This window comes from Rahnella sp. R3(2024), assembly GCF_042920125.1.
Lineage (GTDB): Bacteria > Pseudomonadota > Gammaproteobacteria > Enterobacterales > Enterobacteriaceae > Rahnella > Rahnella rivi.
On record NZ_JBHGBU010000001.1, the window covers coordinates 24,196 to 38,182 of the forward strand.

Consider the following 13,987-nt stretch of genomic DNA (forward strand, 5'->3'; position numbering starts at 1 on the left):
GGGATCCTTTCACTGTGAAAGAATTAAATTTTTGCTGCGGGCGTATCAATATGAAATACCGGTGAATCCTCAAAGAAAGGTTCAGCCTCACTTTTAAATTCATTACGGGGTTTACCGCGGAAACACAGCCAGCCAATCAATAATCCGAGTGCCACGACCGTGGATAAAATCGAGTACAGCGCAATCGGCCCGGCATCAAGTAATAACGGGGTGACAAAGGCCAGCAAACCACAGGATAAACGGGAGATCGCTACAATAATGCCCTGCGCCGTTGAGCGGAGCATGGTCGGGAATGATTCCTGCGACCAGACTTTCATAATGCCTTCAAACGCCAGCCCGCTGCCCAGCGCGGTAAAGAACAAACAGCTGAACCAGGAGATGGGAGAGAAATTAAATATCACCGGCAGGAAAAATCCCCCGGCAAAACAGAAGGCGCCGAGAATAAATGTCGGCATCCGTTTTTTCGTATCGACAAACCGCATAAACATAATTCCCGCCACCACGCCTACCGGCATGGTCATCAGGTTCCACAGAGAATTTTTCTCCACGCTGATGCCTACCACGTTCACCGCAATATATGTTCCAAACTGCCCGCCTGTATTCGCAGCAAGATTGGTGAAGCTGTAGAAAATACACAGCGCGACGAAGGGCCAGAGATATTTTCCCCGGATCAGATCCTTAAATGCTGTTTTTTGGGCACGAACGCTGGAAATGCCTTTTTCACGATCTTGTTTAGCACTCAGCCATAACCCCGATTCCGGTATTGTGCAGCGTAATAACAGTAATATCGCCGCGACCACGCAAACATGAAGGTACATGATTTGCGCCCCAGCCTGGCCCCAGCCGCCCACCATGGCGGAAATCGCCATGGTCATCACGATGCCCAGAAACCATAAAAGATTCGAAAGCCCGATAATTTTGCCCCGGTTTTTATCGGTAGCCGCTTCGGCAATGGTGGCTAATGAAACCGGCAGATCGGCCCCCGTTCCCAGCCCGACAAAAAGAGTGCCGATCAGCAGCATCTGGAAATTAATGCCAAATGCCAGTAACAGAGTGCCGGTAATAATCATCGCCATGGTGGTGATAAAGACTTTACGTCTGCCATAGCAATCTCCCAGCCTGCCGCCAAGAAGTGCCCCGAGCGCAATACATAACGTTAATACACCGGAAAGGATCCCGATTTCCACTGACGTTGTTCCGATGGCTTTCTGATAAATAACCAGCGCCGTTCCGTTTGATACAATTGCCGAAGAATCAATATAAGAGGCCATGCCAGAGACTCCCCCCACATACCAGGGATTTGTCCGTTTGATGATTGACATAATAATTACCTTTATGAGTTATCGTTAATTTTATCTCTCACTGTTTTTTGTTTTGCAGAGGAATGACTTATTTTTATCCGTGACGTTCAAATAACACTATTACTCACCCGCGCACGTTCCTGAGAAGGTGTGCGTTGAAACTGTTTTTTATAGGCTTCGGTTAAGCGCGGGGCGTTATTAAATCCGCACAGCGTGGCAATTTTGCCAATCGGATAATCTGATGTGCGTAATAACTCCTGCGTTTTTAACAGGCGATACCGGCTCTGAAACTGTTCAGGCGTATAACCGGTTATTTCTTTAATAAAGCGGAACATGGTTCTTTTCGCGACGCCGCTTTCTTCGCATAAATAGTCCCAGTTAATGCTGCTGGCGTAATTCTCGCGTAAATAATTGAGCAGGTGTCGCTTGCCGCTATCAGTGTTGTGGATGCGGTCCCCCTTTCTGCTGGCGCACTGAAAGAGCGTCACGATGATCGACAGCAGGCCGGACTCCGCGCAGGCAAAGTAATGGCTGTCAAACTCTGCGTCGCACTGTGAATTAATCATGTCAGCCACGCTGCCTATTTTATTCAGTTCCTCATCGGTAAGGCTTACGTGATGTTTTTTCATCGTACAGGGAGGTTCGGCGATTGGATGAATTAACGCATCAATGTTTTGAATGAATTTAAATTCCCTTTCTTTATGCAGCAAGACATTTATCACGGACAATTTATTGGTTGACTGATAGCAGTGAATATCATTAGCCGCCACCAGAAAGAAGTCCCCTTTATAGATAAACTCCACCTGATCGTTGATAATATGAAACCCGCTACCGTGACGAACAATAACCAACTCATCAAATTCATGCCGGTGGACATCTTCCATCATTTGGTGATTCATATCGAATAAACTGAAAGCGTGCTGTTCTGAAAGAAAGAAATCCCTGACCTGTAATGTCCTCATAAAATCACCGAGTTAATTCCTTATAAGGGATTTAATTATTCATCCTGTTCCCTGAATGATTATTCCGCTCCGATGGCATGATTAAAGCGTAATAGTGATGACAAGTCTATAAGGCGGGTTGGCACTGGGGCGTAAGTAATAGTGATATTTGTGTCATAAATGACAATAGAGTGAGATGGGTATTTCAGCTTTAGGTCAAGGTCAACACCGTGGGTTGCCACCCACACTGGCCTTAGCGGCTGCGAATGCGTTTTAACGTCAAGACCTTGGGCTCGCCGCCCAAACGGGCCCAAAGGGTTTTAAACGAAACCCTTTGGAATCCTGCGTTTTTTTAACTGCGCGCTACCGCTCGCGGGCTATGTTTCAGAAACTCCTCCTATTGCCGCAAAATCCCGCCGCTGTGCGGTGCCCTCCGCTCGGGTTACAACCCGCGCAAAAACACGCGCGGTTTTCCACCACTCCCTCCGGCGTGATTTTTGAGCGCGGCCACTGGCATTTTTAAAGTCGAAACGATGTGTTTGGTTTTGCTTTCCTCCTTTAACATCGCAGGGGGAGGAGAAAAACCTTCGTTTTACATAGCCTTTGGCCGCGCTCAAAACGACGTCGAATGAACGGTGAGAAACCGCGAGGGGTTTTTTCCGAGCGGGTCCGAACCTGAAATGAGAGGACCGCGCAGCGGCGGCGTTTGCGGCAATAGCGGTAGCCGCTGGAATATAGCTGGCGAGCGGCAGCGCGCAGTGAAAGAGCCTGGGATTCTTAAGGGGGGCGGCGATAAGCCCCCCTTAAGGCCGGTGTGGGTGGCAACCCACGGTGTTGACCTTGAAGTTAGCTTTAAACCCTTTTATCCCCGCGACTCAACCTATGTTTATGCCCTTTCATCAGCCCCAGCGATGCTGAATACGCCGCGCCTTCGTCTCCTGCCATGATCGCTTCATAAATTCTTTTATGCTCATTGAGGCACATGCCGCCTTCTTTGGAGGAGTATTCAAAGAACCATTTGAAAATGGTGGTCAGCACATTGCCGAACGGAACATAGAAACAGTTGCCGGATGAGATGAAAATCATCCGGTGGAACTGGGTGTCGATCTCCACCCAGGCCTGCGCGTCGAAGTTCTCCGAGACGTGGCACATCTGGCGATAAATACGCGACAGTTCAATGCGCTGCTCTTTGCTGGCATTCACGGCCGCCAGCGCGGTGGCGTGCGGTTCGATGGCTTTGCGAAACTCCAGAAACTGGTGATAAATCTCTTCCGTCGCTTCCATGCCCTGCATCCATTCCAGCAGTTGCGGGTCGAGCATGTTCCATTGCGCACGCTCTTTTACCCTGGTGCCGATTTTTGGACGTGATTCCAGCAGCCCTTTAGACGTGAGCAATTTCAGCGCTTCACGCAGGGCCGTGCGGCTGACACCGAACTGTTCGCCGAGCTCGATTTCACTCGGCAAAATGGCACCGGAAGCCAGTTCGCCGGAGAGAATTTTACGGGCGATATCGCGGGCAATGTGGGTGTTCAGCCCACGCGTCATGCCTGCGGCGGTTTCAAACTGCATCGTCATACTCTTCCCTTTTTCAGTGCAGATTGCCGACAGCATAGTTCAGGCGGAGGCACGCTGCATGCGCCCTCCGCTTTGAAACTGAAGAACTGTGCGCTACGGCGCCATCTGCCCGCCGTTAATGTCTAAGATCTGGCCGGTGATGTAGCCGCTGCACGCGTGCGATGCGAAAAACAGGAAGCTGGGTGCCAGCTCCTCGCTGGTGCCAAAGCGCCCCATGGCGATCGAACCGGCGATTTTCTCCCGCACTTCGGCGCTTTTATCCGCGTGGAAAACGGTGTCGATGGTGCCCGGCGAAATCACGTTGAAACGGATGTTATCTTTGGTGAACTCTTTCACCCAGTTACGGTGAACGTTGTGCAGCCAGGCTTTGGACGCCGCGTACAAACTGGCACCGGGGCCGCCGCCTTCACGCCCGGCGATGGAACCGGTGCTGATCACCGAAGTGGTTTTACCGCTTTCTTTCGCCGAATGACGCAGATGCGGAATGGCGTATTTCGTGACCATCAGCGCCGAGCGGGCATTGAGATCCATGACATGGTCGTAAAAATCGTCGTCAATGCTTTCCAGCCCCTGACGTCCGCCCAGACCGCCCGCGTTATTGATGAGAACGTCAAGGCCACCAAAATGTTCGACGAAGCGCGATACCAGCGCCTCGCACTCGGCGGACCGGGTGACGTCTGCGCCAAAATAGACCACTTCGCCGCCGTGACTTTCAATTTCCGACGCCAGCTGGTTGAGGCTGGCATCGTGGCGATGGCCGTTAATGCCGACCTTAGCCCCCGCCGCCGCAAAAGCTTTGGCCGCCGCCAGACCGATACCTTTGGTTGAACCGGTAATCAAAACTCGCTGACCTTTTAAATCGTTAAACATGATGACTCCTTCATTATTCAGGGATGTTCAGAGGTGTGTCGGGTTGCCACGCCACGCTGAACGCGTTGGCAGACGTCGGCGCGGCGCGGTTGTTGATGCGAACGTTCAGCGTCCGCTGTGAGGCAAAGCCGATAGTCAGTGCCGTGTGCTCATCGTCATGGCTGACCACGCTGACGCGTTCAACCTTTCCGCGCGCGTCCACCGAGGTTTCGCTGGCCTCGTCGAAATAGCCATGCGTTTCAAATACGCTGGCGAAAATCGCCCGGCTGCCGTGGGTTCGCAACAACAGTGCCGGTTCATTACGCAGGTTAAAATGAGGATCCTGCGCTCCCGTGCGGGCGACAATCAGCTCGCCACCGTCCGGGAAGGCGCTGATCATCGTGCGGTAGGCATCGCCGTCGAGCCAGCTGAATAAAGCCGACTCTCCCGCCGCCACCTCGCCGCGGGCGCAATCCCACAGATGCTGATAACCGTGGCTTTCACCCAGCGGTTTCAGGTGCTCTGCCACCGTCAGCGTCACGTCGCTGCGCACAAACTGGCCGAGATGATGCAGGCAGTAATCATAGCGATGCGCCTGCGCACTGGTCAGACGGAAAACATCGACGATAAGCGGCGCACTGCACTCCGGCAGTTGCAGCATCAGCACGGTGCGCTGCTGATCCACGCCGGGGTAATAGTCATGCAGCCGCGCACTCATGCCCTGTCCTGCCGGGTTATCGGTCACAAAGAAATGCTGCTCGCCCCAGCGGGTTTCGGCCTCCAGGCTGTGTCCGCCGTTCTGGCTCTGCTCATCCACCACTACGGTGTTGTGCGCGACGGTTTGTTTGCAGTAGCTGTTGTTCTCGGGAATGTAGCGACCGCCGAATTTCGGCTCGACGTTGACCCAGCGGCCAAAGCCGTAGTCACGTAAATATTCGCGCCCGCGGCTGAACAGGCTGAGATGCAGGCCGTCGAAATGGCCGTGGTTGAGCGCCGAATGCAGACGCGGAATGCTGCCATGCTGGCCGTACCACATCAGCGCCATCTCCTGACCGGGAGTGCGCAAAATCCCTAGGCCGCCCTGCGTACCTTGCGGCCCGTCGCGCAGGGCAACACTTCCCCAACTCACCGGTACGGCTGGCGCATTTTTCAACGCCGCCGATAAATCGAGCGCCGCCGGGCTGACCCAGACGGTGTTTTGCTGCCGGGCGACGGCCAGCCACTGCGGGTTGTGCGCATAACGGTGATAACAGACGCTGGCGGCGATCACCGCGCCCTCGTCGCCAATACCCATGGTTTTGGAGGCGTCATTGAGCGCAGGCCAGATGCCATCGGGAAACGCGGTCTGCATCAGCGCTTCGCAGGTTTTACGGATGATCTGATCGCGGAAGGCGTAAATCTGTAATTCCGGCTGACGGCGTTCGATCACTTCCGCCAGCATCAGCAGCGGGCGCAGCGCAAAGCGGTGATAATACGGCCCTTCGATGTAATAGCCGTCCGGTGAAAACAGCTGGCCGAGCTGGGCGAAAAAACCGCCGCTGTCGCTGTCGCCTTTCAGCCCGTAAAGGGCTTTTTCGACCAGTGACGGAGAGTCAAGGGCATAGCCGCTGAAAGCGGCAGCGGCCACCGACCAGATGCCGTGGTTGTGCACGATATCGAAATCTTTGCTGTGCCGGTTCAGCGCATCGTCGGCCATCACGCGGAACAGACCCGCTTCGATGTGTTCACGCTGACCGGCGTCAAGCGTGGGGATCAGGCAGTGGTAGCCTTCGACGGTGTACAACCAGAACATGTTTTCGTTCAGCGTCTGGTGGAACAACCGCCCCGGCGCATTACTGTCTTTGCTGGTGGCGCTGCCGAGAGAGGGGTAGATATCGGCATAGCCGGTCAGCAGCGCCAGCGCGAAATCACGGTAACGCGGCTCGCCGGTGATCAGAAACAGGCGACCGGCGAGATGGATATAGAGATAATTTTGTTTGTGCTGCGCGTGCTCCGGGCCGCCCGCCTCGCCCTGGCCGGGGATCTGCGGTGCGTTCAGCATGTAATGCTCCAGCGCGGAAATCTGCCCGCGCAGTGCCGCGCCCGCCAGAGAATCCGCGTTAATTTCCGCACGCAATTTTTCCGCTTCATCAGCGGATATCAGCAAAGGCAGCCAGGGTTTCATTTTCCGCTCTCCTGTGGCTGAGGTGCGACATACCCGGTGGCAAACGACGGCAGCGAAAGCAGCCAGGTTTCGCGTTCAGCCTCCCGCACGGCGCCACGGGTGACGTCTTCGTGATATCCGCCCGCCATTTTTTTAGTGTTATCCGCTGGCGGTAAAGTGAAGGTCGCGCTGCGGATTTGTTGCTGATAACGCTGCTGGCCGTTGGCGTTATCTGCCCAGGAAAGTAACGGCAGCGGGCGCACACGGATCTGATCGATGGATTTGTACGGCCAGGGCACAGCGGGATCGCTAAAGCGCGCCATGAAATCCAGCGAGGTGAGCACGCTGCCGCCCTGCGGGGTTTTGTAATGCCAGAGATCGATGCCGTTTTTCTGCGCCAGCACCGCCATCATGCTGATCGCCTGCAGGTTGAAATAGCTGTAATGGAAGGAGCGGGTCCGCGCCAGTTCGGCGGGCTGCGTACCGTCGGGGCGAAGTTGTACGTCGAGTTTGCTTTTCATCAGCGTCGCCATCTCGCCAATCACCGCTTTATCACCGAGATACCAGGCGATGCCGGAAACCTGCGTAACGTACCAGTTGCCGTGATTGTTCTCAGTCCGCCCCTCTTTTTTGGCGATTTTGCTGCCCTGAAGCCAGTGCAGATACTCCGTCATCCACGCCCGTAACTGCTGATCATCGTTGTCGCTCCACGCCGGATTACCGCGCAGCAGCACCAGCGAATCGACGATGCGGGTGGAGAAATAGCGCCCGTCCAGCACGCCCGCGTTGCGGCCCGGCGAGATCCCCGGCACGCCCTGCGCGAAATTCAGGTTCGGGTTCATGCGGGTTTGCGGGGTGATAAACCAGGTGCGCAGCAGGCTGGCGGCTTTGTCAGCGTATTTTTGTTCGCCGGAGAAATACCAGGCCAGCGTCAGGTTCTGCACCCGTGCGGTGAAATCCGCCAGCCGCACACCGTCGCTCTGATCATTTTTGCTGGCCGGATTGACGTGACCGTCTTTGCGGATCCACGGCAATCCGTCGGATTTACTCTCGTCGGGCCACCAGTAGGCGCTCAGGCTGAGATAGTCATGTTTCGAACCGCCGGGCGGCGTCATGCCTTTATCAGTGACGCTGAGGTTGGGTTTTTTCAGCGCCGAATCCGCTGCCGCCAGCAACTGCCGATAGGCCTCAGAGGTCTGCGGGGCGGCGGTGTTGTCATGCAGTTGCTGACGCACAACGTCCATCTGTGCGGTATTCAGAAAGGCCGGTTCTGCCGCCAGTGCGCCTGCGCTGCAAAATGTCATCGCCATCGCGGCGGCGAGCTTTTTTACCCCAAGGGTACGGCACTGAAATAACATCATGCGTTCTCCGGATTACAATGAATGTTCGCTTTAGTACTACAAATAAAGCAATGAATGCTGAGAAGCGCCAGTCAGAATTGGCTTAAAAAGCCACAATACGCCCAACAAGTGACCCGCTTCACAAATCGATAACAAATTAAGCATTTCTTATTTGTCGGACTTTTAATTTCATCACCCTCTTCTACGCTTGCTCAATACATAACCAAAAACACCTCACCTGCAAACGAGAGAGTAACGACAATGGATATCAATGTTCTGGTCATGATCGGTTACTTCGTCTTAATGATTGCCATCAGTTATGCCTTCAAAAAAATGGCATCCGGCTCCTCGAGCCATTACTTTCGCGGCGGCGGACGCATGCTCTGGTGGATGGTCGGCGCCACCGCGTTCATGATCCAGTTCAGCGCCTGGACTTTTACCGGTGCCGCCGGACAGGCTTACCGTTACGGCTTCAACGTGGTCAGCGTGTTTGCCGGTAACGTGTTCGGTTACCTGATCGCCTGGTGGTGGTTCGCCACCCGCTTTCGTCAGTTACGGGTCGATACTGCCACAGAGGCGATCAACCATCGCTTTGGCAAAGGTAACGAACAGTTTTTCACCTGGATGATCATTCCGCTGAGTATTCTGAGTGCCGGTGTGTGGCTGAACAGTCTGGCGGTGTTTGCCAGCGCAGTGTTCAAGCACGACATTACGCTGACGCTGTGGGTGACCGGCGTGGTGGTGCTGGTGATTTCATTGCTGAGCGGCGCATGGGGCGTGGTGGCGAGCGATTTCGTGCAGACGCTGGTGGTGGCGATCATTTCCATCGCCTGTGCGGTGGTGGCGCTGTTTAAAGTCGGCGGACCGGTCAAACTGGTGACCGAATTCCCTTCCGGCTTCTTCACCGGGCCGGACGTCGGGCCGCACTACATCTCGATTCTGGTGGCCTGCTTCCTGTTCTTTTTCATCAAAAATGTGCAGAGCATCAATAACCTCCAGGATTCCTATCGTTTTCTGAATGCCAAAGACAGTTTCAATGCGAAAAAGGCCGCGCTGTTTGCGCTGCTGCTGATGCTGGTCGGCACGATTATCTGGTTTATCCCGCCGTGGGCGGTGGCCATCCTTTATCCGGACGCCGCCACCGCACACCCTGAACTGGGGAAAAACGCCACGGATGCGGTGTATCTGATTTTCGCCGAACGCGCGATGCCGCTCGGCACCGTCGGCCTGCTGATGGCCGGGCTGTTTGCCGCCACCATGTCGTCGATGGACTGTGCGCTGAACCGTAACTCGGGGATCTTTGTGCGCAGCTTCTGGACACCAATCGTCAACCGCAACGGCGAGCGCAGCGACAAATATCAGCTGCGCGTCGGCCAGATCGCCTGCGTGGTCAACGGCGTGCTGGTGATTCTGGTGGCGCAATATATGCACACGATGCAGACCGTCAGCCTGTTCGACCTGATGATGAAAGTCGGTACGCTGATGCAGGCGCCGATTGTGGTGCCGCTGTTCCTCGGGGTGTTTATCCGTAAAACGCCGGACTGGGCGGGTTGGGTCACCGTACTGTTCGGGTTGTGCGTGTCTTACATCGTCGCCAATGTATTCACCGCGCCGGACGTCGCCCGGCTCGCCGGCATTACGCTGACCGCACGTGAGCTGCTGGATGTGGCGATCATGTGGAACATCTTCTCGCATCTGGTGTTTACCGGCGGCTTCTTCTGCCTGACCACCCTGTTCTATCGCGAAGCCAACACGGCGCGCGAAACTCAGCGCAAACAGTTCTTCATCGACATGGAAACCCCGGTGTATGCCGACAACGAACAGGATGAATTCGACCGCCTGCAACGGGATAAAATCGGGCGGATCTCCATGTACATGGGTGCCGGATTACTGCTGATGGTCCTGGTGCCAAACCCGCTGTGGGGACGGATTCTGTTCCTGCTCTGCGCCCTGTCGATTCTTGTTTTCGGCTGGATTTTGCACCGCAGCGCAGAAAAAGGCATGAATGCCGCTAAAGCAGAGAAAGCAGCGGCGGCAGATAAGGTCAAAATCGTGGCGTCGCAACGGTAAGGCGTGGCGTGTTTAATCCATAAAAAAACCCGCCTGGTGAGGCGGGTTCAGATTTCGGAAAAAACAGACATAAAGCGATATTACTTTGGCAGTTCCGTCACTTGTTTGACTTCAGTTTTACTGATTTGCTGTTTCACACCATTTGCATCGGTATATTCCAGTAAGCCAGTTTCAGCTTCTTTCGGTTTTCCGTCGCTGATGATGGTACGGGCATCATTCGTCTGAATGGCATAACTCGTGCGGGTGCAGCCTGACAACGCTGCGACACTGATTAATGCGGCAAGTGGCAAAATCAATTTCCTGTTCATCGTTCTCTCCTTTGTCATTGTTGACCTGAAAAATTAGTTATCCAGTTCGCTCATGTTTTTAACCTGATCACGGTTAATCTGCTCTGTCTTACCTGTCTCTGCATTTTTGTACGACACCAGACCGGTATCGTCATCGACCTGTGGTTTTCCGTCCGTTACGATGGTTTTTCCGTCCGTCGTTTTTATTGCCTGATTCGAGGCGCAGCCTGCAACAAACAGTATTGAGACGGCGGCCAGCGATGCGGCAATAAGGTTTTTCCTTTTCATATCTTCCCTCCTGAATTGGGGTTTTGACTTAACAATTAGTCTATTAACTATAGTCACGAATTTCACATTCAGCCCAAAATCAGACAAACGGAAGTTTTTTGGCTGTTTTTTGGACGCAAAAAAAGCGGGTTTTCACAAAAATCCACCTGACAGCAGGCACCAAAATCCGTACCCTACTGCGCATAGACACTGGCGGCCTGTGCGCCGCGATTTTGCGAAAGAGAAATTTGTGACAAGTCCAATTCAGAAAGAAAAATACAACATTGATAAACTGCAAAAGCGCCTGCGTCGTGACGTGGGTAAAGCGATTGCGGATTTCGGAATGATCGAAGAAGGCGACCGCATTATGGTCTGCCTGTCAGGCGGTAAAGACAGTTACACCATGCTGGAAATTTTGCGCAATCTGCAAAAAAGCGCCCCGGTGAATTTCTCCCTGATTGCCGTCAATCTTGACCAGAAACAACCGGGTTTCCCGGCGCATATTCTTCCGGAATATTTGCAGGAACTGGGCGTGGAATATCAGATTGTCACCGAAGACACGTATGCGATCGTCAAAGATAAGATCCCGGAAGGCAAAACCACCTGTTCCCTCTGCTCACGTCTGCGCCGCGGCATTTTGTACCGCACCGCCACCGAGTTGGGGTGTACCAAAATCGCGCTCGGCCATCACCGCGACGATATTCTGCAAACGCTGTTCCTCAACATGTTCTACGGCGGCAAGCTGAAAGGTATGCCACCGAAACTGATGAGCGATGACGGTAAACATATCGTGATCCGCCCGCTGGCGTACTGCCGCGAGAAAGACATCGAACGTTTCGCGATTGCCCGTGAATACCCGATCATTCCTTGTAATCTGTGCGGTTCGCAGCCAAACCTGCAACGCCAGGTGATCGGCGACATGCTGAAAGACTGGGACAAAAAGTATCCGGGTCGCATCGAAACCATGTTCAGCGCGATGCAAAATGTGGTGCCTTCACATCTTAATGATATGAATCTTTTTGATTTTAAAGGGATTCAGCACGGCAGTGACGTGGTAGACGGCGGGGATCTGGCGTTCGACCGGGAAGAGATCCCGATGCAGCCGGTGGGCTGGCAGCCGGAAGACAATGACACCGTCGCGGTGGTTGAGCGTCTGAACGTGCTGGAAATTAAATAATCTTCAGGCGTTAACCGTTTACTGTCGAAAGCCCGCCGCCTGTGCGGGCTTTTGCATTTTCAGCACAAATCGACGGTGTCGGTCCAGTTGTAATTGGTCATCACCAGTTTCACCGGCAGGCTGATTCCGCCGAACCGCTGATGTTGATTTTCGTGGAAAAAATCCCGCAGGGTGGAAGGTACATATTGAGCGCTGTAGCGCAGCAAAGTGCTGTGCCAGAATATTTGCGGAATGGCCGCGCCCGGATAGCGATCTTTAATCTTTCCCGCCCACGGCGTCCCCAGTAAATGTTTCACCAGCGACTGCCTGACCCGCAAACTTTCCTCATCGGGAATGCCCGCCAGCAAAAGCTGATCCGGCAATGCGACCAGCCGCAGATCGCTTATACGCATCACATGCCCCGCACAATGCTGCCTGAAAATGTCAGTCAGTTCCGCCAGACCTTCTGCCTCTTCCGGCCGGTCATACAACGCCTGTGTGATGGCAAAAAAGGTAAAGTGCATACCCTCGGGCGGCGCGATATCGGCCAGCGGATCGCCTTGCGCTGCGTGTTCTGCGCGGGCTAATAACCCCGCCATCGATGCGCCAGCCCGGTTGCCGCTGGTAATCGCCAGCCGGGTGGGATGATAGAAAGGCGCGGATCTGACCTCTCCCGTCTGCGGATGTGCCTGCCATAAACCCAGCGTCCGCCGGGTCGTCTCTTCGTATGCCTGATGGATCATTTTTCCGGTATGCAAGACAAACTCCTGACCGCAAGTGTTGAGAGCCCTGTGGCAAAAATGCCCTCTGAAAAAGCTAACCGCACATAAACCTCAAAAAGATTGAGCCAAATCAACATTGGAACTGCTGAATCGGTGCACTATCCATTCCGCAGGTGAATGCAACGTCAAGCGATGGGCGTTGTGCTCCATATTGTCTTATTTCCAAATTTTTAGAATTAATGCATAGCACTTTTTGATTCGAACGACGCCGGTCTTATGACCGGCTTTTTTTTGGTTTTTTTTCAGCAAAACACGCACTACAGCCAGCGGCTTTTCTTCAGCCACCAGGCCACACCGCCCACCAGCACGACCAGCGACACGCAGAAAATCGTAAAGCCTAAATGGGATTCATTGCCGGGGATCCCGCCAAGGTTGACGCCAAACAGCCCGGTCAGGAAGGTGGTCGGCAGGAAAACCATCGCCAGCATCGACATCGTGTAAGTGCGGCGGTTAAGGGAATCGGCCATCAGGGAACTGATTTCGTCAGAAAGCACGGCCGTGCGGGCGATACTGCCGTCGAGATCGTCCAGCCCGCGCCCCAAACGGTCAGAGATTTCCTGCATCAGACGGCGTTCGTCATCATTCATCCAGGGTAAACGCTCGCTGGAAAGACGGGAAAACACATCGCGCTGGGGAGCCATATACCGGCGCAGAACAATCAGTTGTTTACGCAACAGCGCCATCTGGCCGCGCTCCGGCACCTGTTGTTCCATCAGGTCATCTTCAATATCAATGATTTTGTCGTGCAAATCTTCGATAAAATCGCTGGTGTGATCGGTCAGCGCATCACACATTTCCACCAGCCAGCTGCCGGTATTCTTCGGCCCGCTGCCCTGCTGCATGTCATTGATCATCTCTTCCATGGAGAACACTTTGCGGTGACGCGTGGAGACGATCATTTTATCGGTGAGATACACGCGAATGGTGACCAGCTGATCAGGCCGCGAATCCGCGTTGAGATTGATACTGCGCAGGGTGATAAGCGTCCCCTCGCCCATACGAATGACTTTCGGACGCACGCTGTCACCGGCCAGTGCCTCGCGGACGGCGTCCGGCAAGACAGGCGTGGTGTTGATCCAGTTTTCACTCTGCGGGCGGGTATAATCCAGATGCAGCCAGCACGGTTTTTCCTCCGTGGCAACGCACTGCGCGCTGATATCATTCACACCGCCCTGACCGTCGAGCTGGAAGGAATACACAGCATCGGGTACCTGTAGTTCTTTTCCCTTGATGACTTCCACGATGTTCCTCGCCTTCATTCTCAAATTCTGTTCAG

At 54.1% G+C, this 13,987-nt stretch carries 12 protein-coding genes; 2 read left to right on the forward strand and 10 right to left on the reverse strand.

Annotated elements, in window-relative coordinates; genetic code table 11:
* Positions 1-23 precede the first annotated feature (23 nt).
* The 6 genes from ABSH60_RS00090 to ABSH60_RS00115 form a co-directional block, all read right to left on the reverse strand.
* Entirely contained in the window at positions 24-1,322 is a 1,299-nt protein-coding gene (locus ABSH60_RS00090) for an MFS transporter (protein ID WP_390972160.1), read from the reverse strand.
* 86 nt (positions 1,323-1,408) lie between these two features.
* Entirely contained in the window at positions 1,409-2,263 is an 855-nt protein-coding gene (locus ABSH60_RS00095) for a helix-turn-helix domain-containing protein (protein ID WP_217203635.1), read from the reverse strand.
* Positions 2,264-3,094: 831 nt separating this feature from the next.
* Positions 3,095-3,817 (reverse strand): FCD domain-containing protein, encoded by a 723-nt coding sequence (locus ABSH60_RS00100; RefSeq protein ID WP_390972162.1) that lies wholly within the window; start codon positions 3,815-3,817, stop codon positions 3,095-3,097.
* A 93-nt stretch (positions 3,818-3,910) separates the two neighbouring features.
* Entirely contained in the window at positions 3,911-4,687 is a 777-nt protein-coding gene (locus ABSH60_RS00105; RefSeq protein WP_390972164.1) for an SDR family oxidoreductase, read from the reverse strand.
* Positions 4,688-4,700: 13 nt separating this feature from the next.
* Positions 4,701-6,830: a heparinase II/III family protein gene (locus ABSH60_RS00110; protein WP_390972166.1), complete on the reverse strand. Its 2,130-nt coding sequence runs from the start codon at positions 6,828-6,830 to the stop codon at positions 4,701-4,703.
* The gene (locus ABSH60_RS00115; protein WP_390975633.1) at positions 6,827-8,119 is read right to left on the reverse strand and encodes an alginate lyase family protein; all 1,293 of its coding nucleotides are present in this window, start codon (positions 8,117-8,119) and stop codon (positions 6,827-6,829) included. Before ABSH60_RS00115 ends, ABSH60_RS00110 begins: the two co-directional genes overlap by 4 nt.
* A gap of 291 nt (positions 8,120-8,410) precedes the next feature.
* Here ABSH60_RS00115 and ABSH60_RS00120 point away from each other — a divergent pair, with 291 nt between their 5' ends.
* The gene (locus ABSH60_RS00120; protein ID WP_056770378.1) at positions 8,411-10,219 is read left to right on the forward strand and encodes a transporter; all 1,809 of its coding nucleotides are present in this window, start codon (positions 8,411-8,413) and stop codon (positions 10,217-10,219) included.
* An 80-nt stretch (positions 10,220-10,299) separates the two neighbouring features.
* On the opposite strand, the gene ABSH60_RS00125 is transcribed toward ABSH60_RS00120, so the two are convergent.
* Both ABSH60_RS00125 and ABSH60_RS00130 read right to left on the reverse strand, forming a co-directional pair.
* Positions 10,300-10,527, reverse strand: a complete 228-nt coding sequence (locus ABSH60_RS00125) for a YgdI/YgdR family lipoprotein (RefSeq protein WP_056770375.1) — start codon at positions 10,525-10,527, stop codon at positions 10,300-10,302.
* Positions 10,528-10,560: 33 nt separating this feature from the next.
* Positions 10,561-10,794: a YgdI/YgdR family lipoprotein gene (locus tag ABSH60_RS00130; protein ID WP_056770372.1), complete on the reverse strand. Its 234-nt coding sequence runs from the start codon at positions 10,792-10,794 to the stop codon at positions 10,561-10,563.
* A gap of 229 nt (positions 10,795-11,023) precedes the next feature.
* Between ABSH60_RS00130 and ttcA the strand changes: the two genes are divergently transcribed.
* On the forward strand, positions 11,024-11,950 hold the full coding sequence (gene ttcA / locus ABSH60_RS00135; protein WP_390972169.1) for a tRNA 2-thiocytidine(32) synthetase TtcA: 927 nt from the start codon (positions 11,024-11,026) through the stop codon (positions 11,948-11,950).
* Positions 11,951-12,009: 59 nt separating this feature from the next.
* Here the strand turns inward: ttcA and ABSH60_RS00140 are convergent, their stop codons facing one another.
* Positions 12,010-12,687, reverse strand: a complete 678-nt coding sequence (locus ABSH60_RS00140) for a hypothetical protein (protein WP_390972171.1) — start codon at positions 12,685-12,687, stop codon at positions 12,010-12,012.
* 281 nt (positions 12,688-12,968) lie between these two features.
* Positions 12,969-13,952: a zinc transporter ZntB gene (gene zntB, locus ABSH60_RS00145; RefSeq protein ID WP_056771922.1), complete on the reverse strand. Its 984-nt coding sequence runs from the start codon at positions 13,950-13,952 to the stop codon at positions 12,969-12,971.
* Positions 13,953-13,987: the final 35 nt, after the last annotated feature.

What these genes read in the sequence shown, in the direction of transcription:
- ABSH60_RS00115 (WP_390975633.1), bottom strand. Translation starts at nt 8,119, where the DNA reads ATGGCGATGACATTTTGCAGCGCAGGCGCACTGGCGGCAGAACCGGCC.
- ABSH60_RS00090 (WP_390972160.1), bottom strand. Translation starts at nt 1,322, where the DNA reads ATGTCAATCATCAAACGGACAAATCCCTGGTATGTGGGGGGAGTCTCT.
- ABSH60_RS00125 (WP_056770375.1), bottom strand. Translation starts at nt 10,527, where the DNA reads ATGAACAGGAAATTGATTTTGCCACTTGCCGCATTAATCAGTGTCGCA.
- ABSH60_RS00110 (WP_390972166.1), bottom strand. Translation starts at nt 6,830, where the DNA reads ATGAAACCCTGGCTGCCTTTGCTGATATCCGCTGATGAAGCGGAAAAA.
- ABSH60_RS00105 (WP_390972164.1), bottom strand. Translation starts at nt 4,687, where the DNA reads ATGTTTAACGATTTAAAAGGTCAGCGAGTTTTGATTACCGGTTCAACC.
- ABSH60_RS00095 (WP_217203635.1), bottom strand. Translation starts at nt 2,263, where the DNA reads ATGAGGACATTACAGGTCAGGGATTTCTTTCTTTCAGAACAGCACGCT.
- ABSH60_RS00120 (WP_056770378.1), top strand. Translation starts at nt 8,411, where the DNA reads ATGGATATCAATGTTCTGGTCATGATCGGTTACTTCGTCTTAATGATT.
- ABSH60_RS00100 (WP_390972162.1), bottom strand. Translation starts at nt 3,817, where the DNA reads ATGACGATGCAGTTTGAAACCGCCGCAGGCATGACGCGTGGGCTGAAC.
- ABSH60_RS00130 (WP_056770372.1), bottom strand. Translation starts at nt 10,794, where the DNA reads ATGAAAAGGAAAAACCTTATTGCCGCATCGCTGGCCGCCGTCTCAATA.